The organism is Paenibacillus sp. FSL H8-0283 (assembly GCF_045040675.1).
GTDB classification, from domain to species: Bacteria; Bacillota; Bacilli; order Paenibacillales; family Paenibacillaceae; genus Paenibacillus; species Paenibacillus amylolyticus.
The window spans coordinates 4,463,141-4,480,842 of record NZ_CP150295.1; the positions used below are offsets into that span (position 1 = coordinate 4,463,141).

Sequence of the window (17,702 nt, forward strand, 5' to 3'; positions counted from 1 at the left end):
AAACTATACTTGCCAGCTCACTACTCCTGACCCTTTCAGCTTACCTTATGCTCAATTCTCAGCTTGTCAGCAACCATCGCGATGAACTCGCTATTTGTTGGTTTTGACTTGCTGATGTTAATCGTGTAGCCAAACAAGTGGCTGATGCTGTCGATGTTACCGCGAGTCCATGCCACTTCAATGGCATGACGGATGGCACGTTCGACGCGGGACGGCGTGGTTTTGAATTTTTCGGCAATCGCCGGATACAGTGTTTTGGTGATGGCTCCCAAAATTTCTATATTGTTATACACCATCGTAATCGCTTCGCGCAAATACTGATATCCTTTAATATGCGCAGGAACGCCGATTTCATGTATGATGGACGTAATATTTGCATCCAGATTTTTGTGTTTGCCCATTGGCACAACATTGGATGATTTCATGAACATGGATGATCCGCTGCTTGTGGACATCGCCGTCTGTGTTCCCACCAGTTGACGCACACGATTCGCAAGCACTTCCATGTCAAACGGCTTAAGAATATAATAAGAAGCTCCGAGTTGCACGGCACGCTGTGTGATATTCTCTTGTCCGAATGCCGTAAGCATAATGACTTTAGGCTGTGGAGACAGGTTCAGGTCGCGCAAGCGCTCAAGCACACCCAGTCCGTCCAGGTGAGGCATGATAATATCCAGAATCAATACATCCGGCACATCCCGAGTTTGCTCCAGCAATTGCAGTACTTCTTCTCCATTGTATGCAATACCGGTTACTTCCATATCTTCCTGCTCAGATATATATTCGGCAAGCAAATTCGTAAATTCACGATTATCATCGGCCAGCAATACCTCAATTTTTTGCAAAACGGTATCCTCCTTTAAATTAAACATCGTTTCGTACATTTCCTTACACGTTTAATTTTCGACACAGCCAGTTAAATTCCTCCTGTCGAAAATTATTTTTCTTTATTTTTTTTTCTTGATCCTATATAATAAATAATTTATTTCATTATCCGATATATTATGTTTGCTTTCGACAAAAAAGAACCTCAGGGCTGTTTAGCCAGCCTTGAGGTTCTTATCGTTTTCCTTTTTCATCATAACGCCAGCATCTTGTAACATCCATTCAATGAAGCAACCGTAACCCGATTTTGGATCATTCACGAATACATGAGTAACCGCACCGATCAATTTACCATTTTGTACAATGGGGCTGCCACTCATCCCTTGAACGATACCTCCGGTCTTATCCAGCAGTTTCGGGTCCGTAATTCGAAGTACCAGACCTTTTGTTGCTGGTTCAGTTTGATCTGCCACATGAACAATGTCAATGGAGAAGCGTTCAACTTGTTGACCGTCAACCACGGTAAGTATTTCGGCCGGTCCTTCCTTTACTTCATGAGAAAAAGCGACGGGAATGCCTTTCGAATACAGACTGTGCTCAGGATTTCCGGACATTTTACCAAAGATACCAAAAGCCGTATTACGTTCAATATTGCCCAAAATTTTGCTTTCCTTGAGGAAATGAGCACGTTTTTCACCCGGATCACCGGTCTCACTTTTAGAAATGGACGTCACATTGGATTGAACGATCTGACCACTACCCACAACAATAGATGTTTGTGTGTTCATATCTGTAATGACATGGCCCAGTGCGCCATATACGCCCTGATCGGGTGCATAGAAAGTAAGTGTGCCAACACCGGCTGCAGAATCACGAATGTACAATCCAAGCCTCCACGCTTGATCCTCGGAGTCATACGCCGGAGTTAATCGTGTCTTCACCGTTTCCTTGCCCCGTTTTAACACAACATCAATACCTTTTTTACTTTTCCCTGCAAGTTCAACGGCTTCAGAGACACCTGCTACGCCATCCAGACGTTTTCCATCCATATGCGTAATCAGATCTCCGAGCTTAATGCCCGCTGTTTCTCCGGGCGATACACGCTCATCCTGACCGGAACGGACCAGATGATGTCCAACCACCAGAATGCCTGCCGATTTAACCTTGACGCCAATCGTTTGTCCCCCGGGTACAACACGCAAATCCGGTATCACATTCACATGAACTGTTTTGACCGGAATTTTACCCCACAACTTCAACGTTAATTTGGCATGTCCCGTCTGTTGAGGGTGAAGATGCAAAGGTTGTTGCCTGGTAACATGCATCGCTGCCTGATCATCCAAACCAATGATATCAGGACGATCTACAACGGCGCTTGAAGCAGCAGGTACAGCGAGCCGGACATCCGCTTGCCTGCCAGCAAACACCTGCAATTCATCCGGCAGTGAAGCATAACTTTGCACAGGCTGAATGGCCTGGCTAATCACACAAAGAAAGAAGGCAAATAAAAGACCTAGCAATTTCTTCCTGAGGGGGGAATTCAATGGCTGTCACACTCCCTTTGCTTCTTTCGCTTGACGAAAGGTGGTCGCCAATTGCGTACCTATAAGATAACCTCGCCCCCAGGCTTTTATTACTGTCAATCATTACGCCAGCCGTCCGTTTCACCCTTTTTTGGCTTCCGCCAAATTCAGCATTTCCTGTGCGTGATGCAGCGTTTTTTCTGTAATTTCCACGCCGCCCAGCATACGTGCCAATTCCTTCACTCTGCCTTCGTCTGACAGCGATTCCACCTGCGTCATTGTCCGTCCATCGTAGACATGTTTCTCAATGAGATACTGATGATCTGCCATACAAGCCACTTGTGGTAAGTGAGTTATTGAGAAAACCTGACAAGTCGAAGACAAACGGAACAGTTTTTCCGCAATGGATTGAGCTGCTCTACCGCTAACTCCGGTATCAACTTCATCAAAAATCAACACAGGTATCCGGTCATGTCGCGCAAAGATACTCTTCATCGCCAGCATCATTCTCGACAACTCACCACCTGAAGCAATTTTGCCAAGTGGTCGTAATGGCTCGCCCGGGTTTGGTGAGATTAGGAATTCCGCATTGTCCGCACCATGACGATTCAGACGAATACGACGTCCATTCCATTCAATCCCCTTTGGATCTTCGAAAGGAGTAATTTGAACACGCAGTGTAGTCCGCTCCATTTGCAGATCCTTGAGTTCGCTTTCCACCTGTGCAGCAAGTTCCTCGGCGCATTGTTTGCGAACCTTGCTGAGCTCTTCAGCAGACTCCATCACAAGGTTAAGCATTTTGTCACGTTCAGCTCGCAATTTCTCCAGCCGTTCGTCCTTGTTCTCCAGTTGGTCGGTTTCATGGCTAATCTGATCATAATAACTCAGAATAAGTTCAACACTGTCCCCGTATTTCCGTCTGAGGCCAGAAATCAGATTCAGCCTTTGCTCCACTTCTTCCAGCCTTGCCGGATTAAATTCAATCTTCTCCCGGTAATCCCTTAACTGAAATGTCACATCTTCCAATTGATAAAATGCAGATTGCAGCTGTTCTACGATTGGTTGCAGTCCTTTGCTATCATATCCAGAAATGTCTTCAATTCTTGAAAGAGCAATGCTCACAGCTTCAAGTCCGCGTTGACCACTGAGCAGATCATATGCACCAGCAACACTGTCCATCATTTTCTCACTATGGGATAGTTTGACCCGTTCTTCCCCGAGTAATTCATCTTCGCCTTGTGTAAGGCTTGCTGCTGCGATCTCCTCAAGCTGAAAGCGATACATGTCCAAGAGTTGATATGCCCGCTGACTGGACTCCTGAAGGGCACGCAGTTCTTTTTCCGCCGTGATAAACTTGCTGTAGCGCTCCTGGTACTTCGCTTTGATCGGTCCGATGACTTCCGAGCCATAAGTATCGAGAAGCCCCAGATGGCTCTCAGCGCGTAGCAAACTCTGATGTTCATGTTGTCCATGAATATTGATCAGCTTCTCGCCTACTTCCCGCAGCATGGTCAGATTGACCAATTGCCCATTAATGCGGGACGTACTCTTCCCTTGAGTATTCAACTCACGTCGTATAACCAAATGCTCTTCAGGCTCACAATGGATACCCAATTTCTCTAATGTCTGCCATACCGGATGACTCTGCTCCATCTCGAACAAGGCTTCCATCTCTGCCTTCTCACATCCGTACCGGATCAGATCAGCTGAACTGCGTCCACCGGCAATTAAGCCAAGTGCATCTATAATAATCGACTTACCTGCACCCGTTTCCCCTGAAAGTACATGGAATCCCGGGTGGAATACAACATCCACTTCTTCCACCACAGCCAGATTACGAATCGATAACGTAACTAACATCTGCAAAAACACCTCCGGATGACTAACTCAGAAATTATGTTTTTGAACCATTTATTCAAGAAATGTAACCCATGATCCGCTCAATAACGGTCACACTGTTACCTTCAGTCCGGCAGATAATCAGAATGGTGTCATCTCCACAGATCGTGCCCATGACTTCATTCCACTCAATATTATCAAGCAAAGCTGCAATGGAGTTGGCTGTTCCGGGCAAACATTTCATCACAACCAGATTGTTTGTGTGATCAATGTGCAAGAAGTTGTCAACGAGTGCACGCTTCAACTTTTGAATCGGATTATATCGTTGATCTGTCGGTAAAGAGTACTTGTATCTTCCATCATCCATCGGAATCTTGATTAACAGAAGTTCCTTGATATCCCGGGATACCGTCGCCTGAGTCACCTGAAAACCTGATTTGCGTAGTGCTTCAACCAGATCATCCTGGGTCTCAATTTCATTTTGACTAATGATTTCACGAATCTTGATGTGCCTTTGTCCTTTCATATATGCCTCCAGTTAGATGTATTGCAATAAAGCAGCATTTGTAATTCGCCGCAGACTTTGCCCTGCAATGTTCATTCTTTTATATTAGTCCAGATCATCCCCATCATACACATCTTCCTGATAGTCCATGAGCCTGATTAACTTAATATCGGAATCCTCCACGTCAACATACAGCAATCCTTCACAGCCAGGATATAACAACAAATAATTGAGGAAGCGATCCCTTAGCGCAGGGCCGGTCATATCGATTGGCTGTCTGCGACGAGACGTTTTCACGAGGTATCTGAGATCCTCACGTTCTGCAACATAATCAATGAATAATCTGCTGTAATAAACGGATTCATTGGCCTCAAAAGCCAGAGGGACTTTCATTTTCCCACCGATGACTTCGTAGCCCTGTGCTTCAAGCAAATCCAAGGCCGGGGAATCTTGAATCTTCACGTTCAGTTGCATTCCAGACAAGCTTACCGGCGTCGGTCGGTTCACCCAATTACGCAAGCCAAAGAACAGCCACAAGATCAAACAGACAGCAAGTACACCTATAAAGATTGTGTCATATTGACCATCCATTATCGCTCACCTCGAAGACATATTCGAGGTTCAGTAATGATTTCCCTTTACGTCAATCACCTTTCCAGCGAAAAGAAACCCATCTTATGATGAGTTTCCCGTAAATGTATGAGTTGCTTCCTTTGCAACTTGCTCCGCAAGTGTGTCAAGTGAAGCTGGATCGATCTCTGGTTGTGTTGCCTCTGGTGCTTCCAGACGCCAATGTGCGAGAAATTCTATATTACCTTCTCCACCCGTTATCGGTGAAAAAGTTAAACTCTGCAGATGTAAACCAAGTTGACTGGAAAAATGAAGCATTGTCTGCAATACATCCTTGTGTACCTTCGTATCACGTACCACACCGGACTTGCCTACTTTTTCACGCCCTGCCTCAAATTGAGGTTTAATCAATGCAACGATATCTGCAGGTTGTTTCAAAAGAGCCAGAAGTGGCGGCAATATGATTCGCAGTGAAATGAACGACACATCAATACTCGCAAAGTTCGGCACGGGTCCCGTCAGATCTTCAGGAGTCACATAGCGGAAATTAGTTCGTTCCATAACAGTAACCCGCTCATCATTACGCAAAGACCAATCGAGCTGATTATAGCCCACATCAATAGCGTAGACGTGAGATGCGCCATGCTGAAGTGCACAATCCGTAAATCCACCGGTGGATGAACCAATGTCGAGCATGACAAGTCCATTCATATCAAGGCCGAAATGACGGATCGCTTTTTCGAGCTTCAATCCGCCTCTGCCGACATAGGGATGTACCGAGCCTTTAACTTTCAGCTCGGCTTCCCTTGGAATTTTCATGCCTGCCTTTTCGATCGGCTCATTATTGGCATATACCAGTCCAGCCATGATTGCAGCTTTTGCCTTCTCACGACTTTCATAATAGCCCTGCTCAACCAGCAGAACATCAATTCGTTCTTTCGGGAGTGACATGTCTGTCTCCTATCATGTAAATTTACGAAGGAAAACGTGTTTTTGGTATGCCGTAAGATGATTGAACAGCCATCTTGCGCAGTTCAGCACATACATTTTCAACGGTAAGACCCACTTCCTCACGTTGTTCCTTAATACTGCCATGCTCGATGAAGCGATCCGGAATCCCCATCAATTGTACATGAACATCATGTAGTCCCTGTTCTGCATAAAACTCCAGAACTGCACTACCCATGCTGCCTGCCTGGGATGTTTCTTCAAGTACAATCAATTTGGTGCCTCGAACAGCTAAATCACGCAACATTTGCTCGTCAAGAGGTTTCAGGAAGCGAGCGTTGATTACGCCTGCTGTGATACCTTCCCGCTTCACCATCTCTGCTGCTTCTTCTGCAAGCTGCACCATCGAACCTGAAGCGATGACAGCATATCCCTCGGATGGACGCAGTTGCTCCCATGATCCGATTGGAATCGGAACAAGTACATCATCCAAAGGTACACCGACCACATTGTTTCGTGGATAACGGTAAGCAATCGGACCTTCATTATAATCAAGCGCCGTTTTCATCATATGACGCAATTCATTTTCGTCTTTTGGCATCATCAGAACGATATTTGGAATATGGCGCATAAATGCCACATCGTATACCCCTTGATGTGTTTCCCCATCCGGACCAACAAACCCGGCACGGTCAATGGCAAACATCACGTTGGCGTTATGACGGCAAATATCATGTACAATCTGATCATAAGCACGTTGCATAAACGTAGAATACACGGCAAAGACCGGCTTCAAACCTTCCATAGCCAGTGCAGCACACATGGTCGCCGCGTGCTGTTCTGCAATACCTACGTCAATCATGCGATCGGGAAATTCCTTACTGAACGGAATAAGACCTGATCCTGTAGGCATTGCTGGCGTTACAGCTACGACCCGCTTATCCTGCTTCGCAAGATCAATTAACGTTTGACCAAACACTTCCGTGTACATCGGTTTTCCGACTGCCTTCAGCACTTGACCGGATTCAATTTTGTACGGAGAAATCCCGTGCCACTTGTGCGAATCGGCTTCTGCTGGCTGATAACCTTTGCCTTTGGTCGTGAGCACGTGAACGAGCACAGGGCCATCAACGTTATCTGCCTGTTTGAAGGTTTCGATCAATTTGGGAATATCATGCCCATCAATCGGTCCCAAATACGTGAAGCCCAGTTCTTCGAAAAGAACACCTGGTACCATCATATATTTGACACTATCTTTGATCCAGCTTGCCGATTTGGCCAAACGGTCCCCAATAGCAGGAATTTTTTTAAGCATGCCCTCGACATCATCTTTTGCTTTCAGATAATGACGATCCGAACGAATCTTGCTCAAATATTTATGCATGGCCCCAACGTTTGGAGCAATGGACATTTCATTATCATTCAGAATAACCATCAGTTTTCTCTGCTCATGACCGATATGATTGAGGGCTTCAAAAGCCATACCACCTGTAAGCGCTCCATCACCAATCATCGCGATAACTTGGTTGTCCTCACCCTTCAGATCACGTGCAAGGGCCATCCCCATCGCAGCAGACAATGAAGTACTGCTGTGTCCAGCTTCCCATACGTCATGTTCACTTTCGTTGCGTTTGACAAACCCGCACAGACCGTTATGTTGACGCAATGTATCAAAGCGATCCATACGCCCTGTCAGGACTTTATGCACATAAGCCTGATGCCCTACATCAAAAATCATTTTGTCTGCTGGACTGTTATAACAGTAATGCAGGGCTACCGTGAGCTCAACCACGCCTAAGTTGGGTGCGAGATGCCCACCTGTAACAGACAGTTTCTCAATCAGAAACTGCCGGATCTCTGCCGACAAAAGGGCAAGATCATCCTGAGACATCGACTTTAGATCACTGGGTTGTTTAATTTGTGGAAGCAGCACGAGAATCTCCCCGCTTTCCTAGATTGTTTAGTTATTGTTGTAAATCGATATATACATTATGAATCAAATGACATTAAATCATTATAACATAAAAGAACAAGAATCATAATTTACTGCACTATACTCCCGATAACGAGCATTCTCGCCAGCAAGTTATTTAAAATTCTTCTCCATATGTATTCACGCATCCACTCGGGACAGACTTTTTCCATCCACTCGGAAAAAGAACATTACATTCATTACACGGTTACATAGATTTTGAAACAGACCGCTCCGTCAGAATCTAATGGTCACGACTCATCAGGTAATCTGCAATTTCCAACAATCTGGATGCATCAGGTAACTCGGCTCTTTCAAGTGCGTCTTTTGCAGATTGGGTAAGGGATTTCACTTCATCTACAGAAGCCTTCATGCCAATAAAATAAGGATATGTTACCTTCTGTTGATTCACATCGCTCTGTGTTTTCTTGCCCATCTTCTGCTCGTCACCCGTCAGGTCGAGAATATCATCCTGAATCTGGAATGCCAGCCCCAGATCACGGCCAAACACACGTAAGGCTTCCAATTGTCCCTCCGTTGCTCCACCAATTCGTGCTCCAGCAATGAGTGAGAAAACAATCAGGTCACCTGTTTTGTGCAAATGAATATATTGGAGCTGTGAAAGATCGGTCATGCCTTGCTCGCCTTCCATATCCGCAACTTGGCCGCCGACCATACCTCTTGCTCCAGCAAGTTCGGACATGTCCTCTACGATGGACAGCAACGCATCTGCCGCTACACCGCTACGGCGTCCAGCTTGAACAATGCTATAAAAAGCATGGGTTAACAGCGCATCGCCTGCCAATATGGCTGTTGCCTCACCATATACCTTATGATTCGTTAATTTTCCCCTGCGGTAATCATCATTATCCATAGCAGGCAGGTCGTCGTGGATCAGTGAATACGTATGAACCATCTCCACGGCGCAGGCTACCGGCATTGCAGCTGTACGCTGTGCACCGAAGGCTTCCGCCGCAGCAACGACCAGAAGAGGACGAAGGCGTTTGCCTCCGGCCATAAGTGAGTACTGCATCGCATCCGTCAGCGACTGGGGTACATCCCAGTGATCGGGAAGCGTGTGTTTCAACGCTTCTGTCACCTCAGCTGTGACCTCTTCGAGATATGCTTGAAACGAAGGACGATTACTCATGGACTTCACCGCTCTCATCGTCAGCAGTTCCAAAAGGCTTCTTGCGAAGCTCTCCATCTTCTTCTACGATCATCTCGATCTTGCGTTCCACTTGTTCCAGCTTAAGACCGCAAAGTTGCGAAAGTTTCATCCCGCGTTGAAACAGATCGATGGCCTGTTCCAACGGAACATCACCATGTTCCAGCTGACCTACAATGTCTTCCAATGCCGCCATTGCCTCTTCAAAATTCAATTCCGGTTCATTCGCCATGGGTATTGTCGTCCTCCTTCATTCCCCAAACCTGACAGTCCAGCTGTCCGTCTGTTAATTTAATCTTAATTGAATCTCCAGGCTGTACATCTTTCGTTGACTTGATCAATCGCTGTTCTTGCTCATCATAGACAAGGCTGTATCCCCGTGACATGACTTTGAGCGGGCTAAGCGCGTCCAGATGCCGCACAGATGATTTCCACTGTTGCTGCTTCGATCTGGCTATAGACCTGATCGCAAGTTCCAGTTGTCTGCGTGCTGCCGCATTCTCACGGCGTGCTACATTGACCTGCTCACGAGGATTGAATCGTTGCAGTGCTGCCCGCAGACGCTCCTGCTTCTCTCCTGTCCATTTCATACGTGTATCGACTGTTCTCAAAAGACGTTGGTGCATCATATCCAGTCGTTCTGTGTGCTGCATCAAGGTACGTCTTGGATGCACCAGCACTGGCGAACGCTGTAATCTTGCGAGCCGTTCACGATTATGTACAGCACGCTGACGTAAGCTGTGCTGTAACTGGCGCTGACGTTGTCCGATCTGATCAAGCAACTCAGCTCTATTAGGTACAGCTAATTCAGCAGCTGCTGTAGGTGTAGCCGCACGCAAATCGGCTGCAAAATCAGCAATAGTGAAGTCCGTTTCGTGCCCAACCGCAGAAATGACAGGAATATCCGAAGCAACTATTGCTCTTGCCACAATCTCCTCATTAAAGGCCCACAACTCCTCCAGTGAACCGCCTCCGCGTCCAACGATAAGTACATCGGCTTCTCCCATCCGGTTCAGGTTGCCAATCGCTTTGACAATGGAAGGTGCTGCACCCTTCCCTTGAACCAGAACAGGATATAAAACAACTTTGGCAGAAGGGTATCTGCGCTGGAGTGTGATCATAATGTCTCGCACCGCCGCTCCCGTCGGTGAAGTTACAACCCCGATGGTCTGTGGATAACGAGGGATCTGTCTTTTTCGAGAAGGTGAAAATAACCCTTCATCCTCAAGCTTTTTCTTCAGCTGTTCGTAAGCCAGATACAGACTTCCAATTCCGTCCGGCTGCATATGGGTAGCATAGAATTGATACTGCCCATCCCGTTCATACACCGAGACATTACCACGGGCAATAACCCTTGCACCCTCCTTCGGTACAAAGGGTAATCGCTGGTTATGGGACGCAAACATAATTGACTTGATCCGGCTGTCCTTGTCCTTCAATGTAAAATACATATGGCCGCTGGAGTGATGTGTGAAATTCGAAATCTCCCCGCGCAGCCAGACGTCCGACAGGACCTGATCCGATTCCAGTTTCATCCGGATGTATCGGTTCAGGTCTTTGATGGAGTAGATCTTTTGATCTGCCACAGACAAAACCCTAGGCCAATCCGTGAGCGCGCTTGGCAGCGATCAATGTATTTTGCATCAGCATTGTGATTGTCATCGGACCAACACCGCCAGGAACGGGTGTAATTGGACCAGAAACTTCTTTCACACTCTCGAAATCAACGTCTCCTGCCAGTTTGCCATTCTCCAAACGGTTCATGCCGACATCGATAACAACAGCACCTGGTTTCACAAAATCAGCATCCACAAAATTAGCACGGCCGATGGCTACAACTAAAATGTCCGCCTGACGTGTAATTTCTTTCATGTTGGCTGTACGGGAATGACACATGGTTACCGTCGCATTCTCACGTTGGAGCAACAGCGATACCGGTTTGCCAACGATGTTGCTTCTTCCGATAACCACTGCATGTTTACCGGACATTTCCAGTCCAGTACGTTTGATCAGTTCAATTACACCCGCTGGGGTACATGGAAGCAGACTATCGTCTCCAATTACGAGATTACCAACATTGACTGGATGGAATCCGTCTACGTCTTTATCCACGGCAATCGCATCAATAACCGCTTTCTCTTCGATGTGTTTCGGTAGTGGAAGTTGAACCAAAATTCCGTTAATGGATTGTTGATTGTTCAGCTTGTCCACCAGCGCAAGCAGATCTTCTTGGGACGTATCTGCATCCAAGCGATGCACTTCGGAGTAGAAACCGAGGTCGTGACATGCTTTTTCTTTATTACGCACATATACTTGGGATGCCGGATCTTCCCCGACGAGCACAACAGCCAGACCAGGTACTACCCCCTGTTCGCTAAGCTGTTTTACTTCTGTTGTCATGCTTGCGCGGATCTCTTGGGATACTTCTTTACCGTTAATAATAGATGCTGTCATTGTACTCTCTCTCCCTTATGTGAATATAAATTTAGAGGTTGTTCAAAAAGCCCGCTTTTGATTACGAAGGATACTGAAAACCGGTCTTTTTGAACACACACTATAATTAATCATAACTTAAGATAATTTTGCTTTAATCGCGTCAACTTCCTGAATCATGCGTCCAAGTACACCATTGACGAACTTGCCGGATTCTTCTGTACCAAAATATTTGGACAGTTCAATCGCTTCATTGACCGATACCTTTGCCGGAATGTCATCACGAAACACCATTTCATACGTAGACAGTCGTAGAATCTGGCGATCTACACGTGATAGACGGCTGATCTGCCAACCTTTCAAATAATCCACAAGCAGCCCGTCAATGGCTTCCTTATTGTTCCAGGCTCCTTGTACAATCTCAGTAACATAAGTACGCATTACATCTGCATCGCGAATAACTACTTCGGTTTCATTATCTTCAGCAGCTTCATTGATTAACATGTTTACAGCTTCTGCTGCACCTACCTCATTCATTTCCATCTGATACAGACTTTGTACTGCAATTTCCCTTGCCAAACGTCTTTTCATGTCCTGCCTCCTGCAGCGCTCCGTCTGGAGCGTCATCATGCTTATTTTATAATCCATGCAACCATCTCATCAAATCCTGTATTGGATTGATCGATGACTTCCACGGTATTGTTATTGTTATCCCTTTTCACAAAAAAACCTGCAATACGTATCCTCCAAAAAACGGGCAACCTAAACTACAGCTCTATTTTCGGAAGAAACATATTGCAGGGTTCAGGTAGGTCACTTAAACGGACGCCAGCGATCGCCCAGCCATTGCCCCCACTCCCTCCAGGGAATGGACGAACCCAGCTTCGAATCGCTTCGTCTGCCTAACGTATAACCGATGAACACCAAGAGTGCAAAGAACAACATATCCCAAAAACCGATCCATACATAAAGAAATCCAAAAAAGATGCCGCCGATAATTCCGGTAATTCGGCCTCTGTGACTATCCCAAATCTCTTTCCACAGCATCAGTGAAACTCACCTCATTCCACTCGACTCTTGTAGTTAGGCGACTGGGTTACATTAGCGATATACACCGTGACAAAAGAAACTGGGATGCCCGTAATCTCTTGTACATGATCATGTATCGCCTTTTGCAGATCAGAAGTCAGCGCAGGAATAGGTGTCTCACCATCCACTACTGCACGGATCATAATCTCCAGTCCTGACTCAACCACACGTATGCGTGCCTTGACATCACGTACTCCCCGGAAACGGGAAGTTGCCTTCAAACAGAGATTCTCAATCGTCTCCATCGAAATCTGTACATCACCAAACTCAGTACGTTGATCTACAGACGGCAACGATGCACGCTCACGCCGAACCGAGATGTAGAAAAATCGCAAACTCAGGATAAACAAAATCGCTGCTGCAATAACCGACGCAACAATAACGTTTTGTTCCTGCTGGTAATTCAATTCGTAAGGCAGCACACCGCTAATCAGAAGAATGACGGCTGCCGATATTGCTCCAACGCTTATGCTGTATATAAACAACAGAAGCCGATCCAGTATTTTAGCCACGAACTGCACAGCCTCCCTTGCTCACTAACATTGCTTAACCTGTTCACTAGCAAAAAATCAGATCCTCATCTAGCTTTCGCTATAATGAAGACCTGTCCAAGACGGGATAACCCCCGGCAGATGATGCCGGGGGAATCTGTCTTCTTTTATTTTACGCGCTGACTGTTCAGGTCGATCTCTTCCACTTTCTCGGTGCTCTTGAACTGAACGTCATGAATGTGCACATTAACTTCATTCACATTCAATCCTGTCATGTTCTCGATGGAACGTTTCACGTTCTGTTGAATCTCCGTAGCTACTTGTGGCAGACGGTATCCGTACTCGATAATTACGGAAACATCAACTGCAGCTTCACGTTGGCCCACTTCAACTTTAACGCCTTTGGAAAGGTTTTTGCGACCAAGCAATTCAGCAAATCCGCCAGCGAATCCGCCACTCATGCCTGCAACACCTTTCACTTCAAGGGTCGCCAATCCAGCAATCACTTCAATAACTTCAGGTGCGATCTGGATTTCACCGATATCCGTTCGTTCAAATTCAGTCGGTAGTGTACTCATAACTGTTCAACACACCTTTCGCGAGATAAGTTTGCGGCCATCCGTCAGGGCGCTGGACTCAGGTTAATCAACCTTCAGAACCCTTCCGGTCCGGCTTTACCGGAACTCCTGCAAACATCCGCGAGGTGCGGGCTTATCCTTTGCAGGAGACATGCGCTCTTATTATTCATACTATATCATTTGGGCTACATTATGACAAACAAGCCCAATATACCTTTTAAATCTCGTTTTCCTCAAGAAATTTGATATCAAAGTCACCGCGAATGAACGTTGGGTGCTCCAGCAATTTCTGATGGAAAGGAATAGTTGTAGATATGCCTTCAATCGCAAATTCCCCAAGCGCACGTTTCATCTTGGCAATCGCCTCTTCACGATTCGCTCCCCACACGATCAATTTTGCGATCATGGAGTCATAGAAAGGTGAAATGGTATAACCCGGATAAGCAGCACTATCTACACGAACGCCAGGTCCTCCCGGTGCAAGGTAGAATCCGATTTTGCCTGGTGATGGCATAAAGTTACGGTCCGGATCTTCTGCATTGATACGACATTCAATGGACCAGCCATTGATAACCACGTCTTCCTGACGGAATGAGAGTGGGTTGCCTTCAGCTACCGAGATCATCTCACGGATCAGATCCACGCCAGTAACCATCTCAGTCACCGGGTGCTCTACCTGAATACGCGTATTCATCTCCATGAAATAGAACTCGCCATTCGGACTGAGCAGGAACTCCAATGTACCCGCTCCCGAGTAATCCACAGCAAGGGCAGCCCGTACCGCAGCTTCACCCATCAGTGTGCGCACATCTTCGGAGAGAATCGGACACGGAGCTTCTTCTACCAATTTCTGGCGACGACGCTGAACCGAACAATCACGCTCTCCCAAATGTGCTGCATTTCCGTGTTTATCAGCAATGATCTGAATTTCCACGTGTTTCATACCTGTCAGGAATTTCTCCAGATATACACCTGCATTGCCAAATGCCTTTTGTGCTTCCTGCTGAGCAGCGGTAATCTGCTTAATCAGCGTTTCTTCATCTTCGGCAATACGAATTCCCTTACCTCCGCCACCAGCAGTAGCTTTGATAATAATAGGATATCCGATATCTCTAGCAATCATGATGGCTTCATCCATATTTTCAACAAGGCCGTCTGATCCAGGAATAACAGGTACTCCTGCATCTTTCATCGTCTGTTTGGCAACAGCCTTGTCTCCCATTTTGGTAATGGCTTCGGGTGAAGGCCCGATGAATGTAATATTGCAAGACTCACAAATTTCCGCAAAATCAGCATTCTCCGCCAAAAAACCGTATCCAGGGTGGATTGCATCACATTCCGTCAGCGTAGCTACACTCATCAGGTTTGTGAAGTTGAGGTAACTGTCCTTAGACAGTGTCGGTCCGATACAATAAGCCTCATCTGCAAGACGAACATGCAGAGAATCCTTGTCCGCTTCCGAGTAGACGGCTACCGTTGAGATACCGATTTCACGGCAGGCACGAATAATACGTACCGCAATCTCTCCACGGTTCGCAATCAGTATTTTTTGAAATTTCATTTCGTTTTGTCCTCCTTCGAAGCTCATGCGGTTAGCTGTTAACCAGCTATAACGGTTATTCCGGTTTCACCAGGAAAAGGGGCTGCCCATACTCGACCAGCTGTCCGTTCTCAACCAGCACTTCAACGATTTCTCCCTTGATGTCCGCATCAAGCTCGTTCATCAGCTTCATAGCTTCGATGATACATACCGTTGTTTTCTCAACAACTTTATCACCAGCGCTCACAAAAGGACCCGCTTCCGGCGAGGAAGCTCTGTAAAAAGTACCTACCATCGGAGATACAATTTTATGTAAATGACTTGTAGTATCGACCTGCGGTGCAGCTTCACTTACCACTGCTGCCGGCTGTACTTGCGGAGCAGCAATCATTTGCGGTTGCACAGCAGTTGCTTGAACATACTCCGTTTTGCCCGGTTTGCGGATTGATAACCGTGATCCTTCATTTTCAATTTCCAACTCTTGAACGGAACTTTCATCTACCAGTTTAATCAGTTCTTTGATTTCACTCAATTTAAACATTTCCATTATTCACTCCTTCGGCATCATGCCAGTCTCACTAGGACGGTCATATGGCTTTATGTATTATATCATAATCATTAAAAATGGAAAGAGCCCGAGAGTGCAACCAGCTCCCGGGACTGCATTTCCATGATTTGGATTACTGTTCTGTGACGTATTGCACGCTGATTTTGTTCTGTGAAACCGCCAATTCTTTCATGACCAGATCTACAATGGATACCGCCTGTTTTACATCCAGTTTGTCACTGAGGACCACAACCTTATACTTGTCGGAATCTTCTTGAACGATCGCATTAGCGTACTGTTGAGAGAGCGTCTCCTCAATGCCAGTGATTTTAGCTTCTTTTTCTTCCAGTGTACGGAGTTGCTCGGTTGCTTTGGCATTCTCCTCTGGCGTTTTGCTCAGATCACCTGCCACGGTCATCAGTTCCTCATACTTACGATTGTTGCTTTCCTCACGTTGCCACTGGTAGTTCTGGAACTGGCTGCTCGCAGATGCTGTCGTATTCTGCTCTTCCATTTCCTTGAGGACTTCCTCATCTGTCTTGGTTGCAGTGCCGCCTGCCTGACCGTCTGTCTCCGGTGTAGTTGTTGCGCCTTTGTCGGTCTCTTTGTTGGTTTCTTTACCTGTCTCACCCTTATTTTCGCCTGGTTCGACAGCAGGTGTTTTCTCTGTATTTCCAGCTTCTTTACCTTCCGTAGCCGATGGTTCCTCCACAGCGCCAGCCGCACTTGGATCACTTTCAACTTCGCCGCTATTCACCACTTCATTTACAACCAAACCTTCTGTAGGATCAAGAATGCCTGCCGTCTCCTTTGCTTCCCCCTGCTTGATTCCATCCACTTGCTGACTGTCAGCCACCGGCGCGTTGACTGGACCGGAATCCTCAGTGAACAGATAATACGCGGACAAAATGACCATCAGACTCAGCATGGAAACGAGCCATACCGTTTGACGTTTGTTATTCATTAGAACTTCCTCCTCAAATTGGCTTCAATCTTATGAGAATTGAATCTTGTGATTCAACACATCAGATTAGTCTTGTTTGCGCGGTACAACCGAAATCCGGTAGGCTGCCACATTCAGTCCTTTTTCCACAGCATCGGTTATCAGGTCCTTCACAACCTTGTTCTCTGCACCCCTCGCAACCACAAGCACCCCACGGATCTGCGGTTTGAGCTTTTTGGTCACTATAGGTGTCTGATCCCCTGCTATTTCGTAAGTAATAATCTCGCCATCACGGGTATATTGCGTCATATGCCGTTTGCCCCCGCTAGCATCGGTTTCTTCGGTAAGTTGCTGAGAATCCTTCACGTTCCGCTGAACGACCAATTCTTCTGTGGAATCCACGGTAACCATCACATCAACCGTTCCCACACCAACAATGTTTTCCAGCACACCTTTGATTTTGTCTTCAAATGCAATTTCGATCGCCTGAAAAGGATTCTGTTCCGACGGATCACTCTGTATGGATGCCATGGATGTTGCCGGGTCCGGTGGTTCCCGACCGATATTTTCGGAATCAATTTTTTTGACATTGACGAAGGAATTGAACAGCATGATTCCCACCCCGATCAAACCCAGGATAATCAGCCAGCGGAAGGTTTGACTTCGCCTTGCCCCACCCTCTCCGCCACCCATCCAGGTTTCCATCTTTTTGAACCATTGTTTCATCGGAC

The 17,702-nt window shown here is 46.4% G+C and carries 19 protein-coding genes; all 19 read right to left on the bottom strand.

Going from position 1 to position 17,702, the window contains the following annotated elements:
* Positions 1-35: 35 nt before the first annotated feature.
* Positions 36-845, bottom strand: coding sequence for a sporulation transcription factor Spo0A (gene spo0A / locus MHI52_RS19915; protein ID WP_036614349.1), 810 nt, complete (start codon positions 843-845; stop codon positions 36-38).
* Between the two features lie 195 nt (positions 846-1,040).
* Entirely contained in the window at positions 1,041-2,369 is a 1,329-nt protein-coding gene (gene spoIVB / locus MHI52_RS19920; RefSeq protein WP_253501570.1) for a SpoIVB peptidase, read from the bottom strand.
* A gap of 120 nt (positions 2,370-2,489) precedes the next feature.
* Positions 2,490-4,208 carry a DNA repair protein RecN gene (gene recN / locus MHI52_RS19925; protein WP_405157517.1) on the bottom strand — a complete coding sequence of 573 codons (1,719 nt, stop codon included), beginning with the start codon at positions 4,206-4,208 and terminating at the stop codon, positions 2,490-2,492.
* A gap of 55 nt (positions 4,209-4,263) precedes the next feature.
* A complete protein-coding gene (gene ahrC, locus MHI52_RS19930) occupies positions 4,264-4,713 on the bottom strand; it encodes a transcriptional regulator AhrC/ArgR (RefSeq protein ID WP_145322615.1) in 450 nt (149 codons plus the stop codon).
* Positions 4,714-4,797: 84 nt separating this feature from the next.
* Entirely contained in the window at positions 4,798-5,283 is a 486-nt protein-coding gene (locus tag MHI52_RS19935) for a hypothetical protein (RefSeq protein ID WP_036614357.1), read from the bottom strand.
* Between the two features lie 84 nt (positions 5,284-5,367).
* On the bottom strand, positions 5,368-6,213 hold the full coding sequence (locus MHI52_RS19940) for a TlyA family RNA methyltransferase (RefSeq protein ID WP_405157518.1): 846 nt from the start codon (positions 6,211-6,213) through the stop codon (positions 5,368-5,370).
* A gap of 22 nt (positions 6,214-6,235) precedes the next feature.
* A complete protein-coding gene (gene dxs, locus MHI52_RS19945; RefSeq protein WP_036614362.1) occupies positions 6,236-8,143 on the bottom strand; it encodes a 1-deoxy-D-xylulose-5-phosphate synthase in 1,908 nt (635 codons plus the stop codon).
* A gap of 283 nt (positions 8,144-8,426) precedes the next feature.
* Positions 8,427-9,332 carry a polyprenyl synthetase family protein gene (locus tag MHI52_RS19950; RefSeq protein WP_405159405.1) on the bottom strand — a complete coding sequence of 302 codons (906 nt, stop codon included), beginning with the start codon at positions 9,330-9,332 and terminating at the stop codon, positions 8,427-8,429.
* Positions 9,325-9,582: an exodeoxyribonuclease VII small subunit gene (gene xseB / locus MHI52_RS19955; RefSeq protein WP_017687599.1), complete on the bottom strand. Its 258-nt coding sequence runs from the start codon at positions 9,580-9,582 to the stop codon at positions 9,325-9,327. Before xseB ends, MHI52_RS19950 begins: the two co-directional genes overlap by 8 nt.
* Positions 9,572-10,936 carry an exodeoxyribonuclease VII large subunit gene (xseA, locus tag MHI52_RS19960; protein ID WP_074095694.1) on the bottom strand — a complete coding sequence of 455 codons (1,365 nt, stop codon included), beginning with the start codon at positions 10,934-10,936 and terminating at the stop codon, positions 9,572-9,574. The genes xseB and xseA overlap by 11 nt, the downstream gene beginning before the upstream one ends.
* Before the next feature lie 10 nt (positions 10,937-10,946).
* Positions 10,947-11,804 (bottom strand): bifunctional methylenetetrahydrofolate dehydrogenase/methenyltetrahydrofolate cyclohydrolase FolD, encoded by an 858-nt coding sequence (gene folD / locus MHI52_RS19965; RefSeq protein WP_017687597.1) that lies wholly within the window; start codon positions 11,802-11,804, stop codon positions 10,947-10,949.
* 117 nt (positions 11,805-11,921) lie between these two features.
* Positions 11,922-12,374, bottom strand: coding sequence for a transcription antitermination factor NusB (gene nusB / locus MHI52_RS19970; RefSeq protein WP_017687596.1), 453 nt, complete (start codon positions 12,372-12,374; stop codon positions 11,922-11,924).
* A gap of 222 nt (positions 12,375-12,596) precedes the next feature.
* The gene (locus MHI52_RS19975; protein WP_017687595.1) at positions 12,597-12,830 is read right to left on the bottom strand and encodes a DUF2273 domain-containing protein; all 234 of its coding nucleotides are present in this window, start codon (positions 12,828-12,830) and stop codon (positions 12,597-12,599) included.
* Positions 12,831-12,844: 14 nt separating this feature from the next.
* The gene (gene amaP / locus MHI52_RS19980; RefSeq protein WP_017687594.1) at positions 12,845-13,384 is read right to left on the bottom strand and encodes an alkaline shock response membrane anchor protein AmaP; all 540 of its coding nucleotides are present in this window, start codon (positions 13,382-13,384) and stop codon (positions 12,845-12,847) included.
* A gap of 146 nt (positions 13,385-13,530) precedes the next feature.
* A complete protein-coding gene (locus tag MHI52_RS19985) occupies positions 13,531-13,941 on the bottom strand; it encodes an Asp23/Gls24 family envelope stress response protein (protein WP_017687593.1) in 411 nt (136 codons plus the stop codon).
* A 217-nt stretch (positions 13,942-14,158) separates the two neighbouring features.
* A complete protein-coding gene (accC, locus tag MHI52_RS19990; RefSeq protein ID WP_036614375.1) occupies positions 14,159-15,502 on the bottom strand; it encodes an acetyl-CoA carboxylase biotin carboxylase subunit in 1,344 nt (447 codons plus the stop codon).
* 55 nt (positions 15,503-15,557) lie between these two features.
* Entirely contained in the window at positions 15,558-16,022 is a 465-nt protein-coding gene (gene accB, locus MHI52_RS19995; RefSeq protein ID WP_076251231.1) for an acetyl-CoA carboxylase biotin carboxyl carrier protein, read from the bottom strand.
* A gap of 139 nt (positions 16,023-16,161) precedes the next feature.
* Positions 16,162-16,992 carry a SpoIIIAH-like family protein gene (locus MHI52_RS20000; RefSeq protein ID WP_405157519.1) on the bottom strand — a complete coding sequence of 277 codons (831 nt, stop codon included), beginning with the start codon at positions 16,990-16,992 and terminating at the stop codon, positions 16,162-16,164.
* 66 nt (positions 16,993-17,058) lie between these two features.
* The gene (gene spoIIIAG / locus MHI52_RS20005; protein ID WP_036614381.1) at positions 17,059-17,697 is read right to left on the bottom strand and encodes a stage III sporulation protein AG; all 639 of its coding nucleotides are present in this window, start codon (positions 17,695-17,697) and stop codon (positions 17,059-17,061) included.
* Positions 17,698-17,702 lie beyond the last annotated feature (5 nt).

What these genes read in the sequence shown, in the direction of transcription:
- recN (WP_405157517.1), bottom strand. Translation starts at nt 4,208, where the DNA reads ATGTTAGTTACGTTATCGATTCGTAATCTGGCTGTGGTGGAAGAAGTG.
- ahrC (WP_145322615.1), bottom strand. Translation starts at nt 4,713, where the DNA reads ATGAAAGGACAAAGGCACATCAAGATTCGTGAAATCATTAGTCAAAAT.
- MHI52_RS19935 (WP_036614357.1), bottom strand. Translation starts at nt 5,283, where the DNA reads ATGGATGGTCAATATGACACAATCTTTATAGGTGTACTTGCTGTCTGT.
- MHI52_RS19940 (WP_405157518.1), bottom strand. Translation starts at nt 6,213, where the DNA reads ATGTCACTCCCGAAAGAACGAATTGATGTTCTGCTGGTTGAGCAGGGC.
- MHI52_RS19950 (WP_405159405.1), bottom strand. Translation starts at nt 9,332, where the DNA reads ATGAGTAATCGTCCTTCGTTTCAAGCATATCTCGAAGAGGTCACAGCT.
- xseB (WP_017687599.1), bottom strand. Translation starts at nt 9,582, where the DNA reads ATGGCGAATGAACCGGAATTGAATTTTGAAGAGGCAATGGCGGCATTG.
- folD (WP_017687597.1), bottom strand. Translation starts at nt 11,804, where the DNA reads ATGACAGCATCTATTATTAACGGTAAAGAAGTATCCCAAGAGATCCGC.
- nusB (WP_017687596.1), bottom strand. Translation starts at nt 12,374, where the DNA reads ATGAAAAGACGTTTGGCAAGGGAAATTGCAGTACAAAGTCTGTATCAG.
- MHI52_RS19975 (WP_017687595.1), bottom strand. Translation starts at nt 12,830, where the DNA reads ATGCTGTGGAAAGAGATTTGGGATAGTCACAGAGGCCGAATTACCGGA.
- MHI52_RS19985 (WP_017687593.1), bottom strand. Translation starts at nt 13,941, where the DNA reads ATGAGTACACTACCGACTGAATTTGAACGAACGGATATCGGTGAAATC.
- accC (WP_036614375.1), bottom strand. Translation starts at nt 15,502, where the DNA reads ATGAAATTTCAAAAAATACTGATTGCGAACCGTGGAGAGATTGCGGTA.
- accB (WP_076251231.1), bottom strand. Translation starts at nt 16,022, where the DNA reads ATGTTTAAATTGAGTGAAATCAAAGAACTGATTAAACTGGTAGATGAA.
- MHI52_RS20000 (WP_405157519.1), bottom strand. Translation starts at nt 16,992, where the DNA reads ATGAATAACAAACGTCAAACGGTATGGCTCGTTTCCATGCTGAGTCTG.
- spoIIIAG (WP_036614381.1), bottom strand. Translation starts at nt 17,697, where the DNA reads ATGAAACAATGGTTCAAAAAGATGGAAACCTGGATGGGTGGCGGAGAG.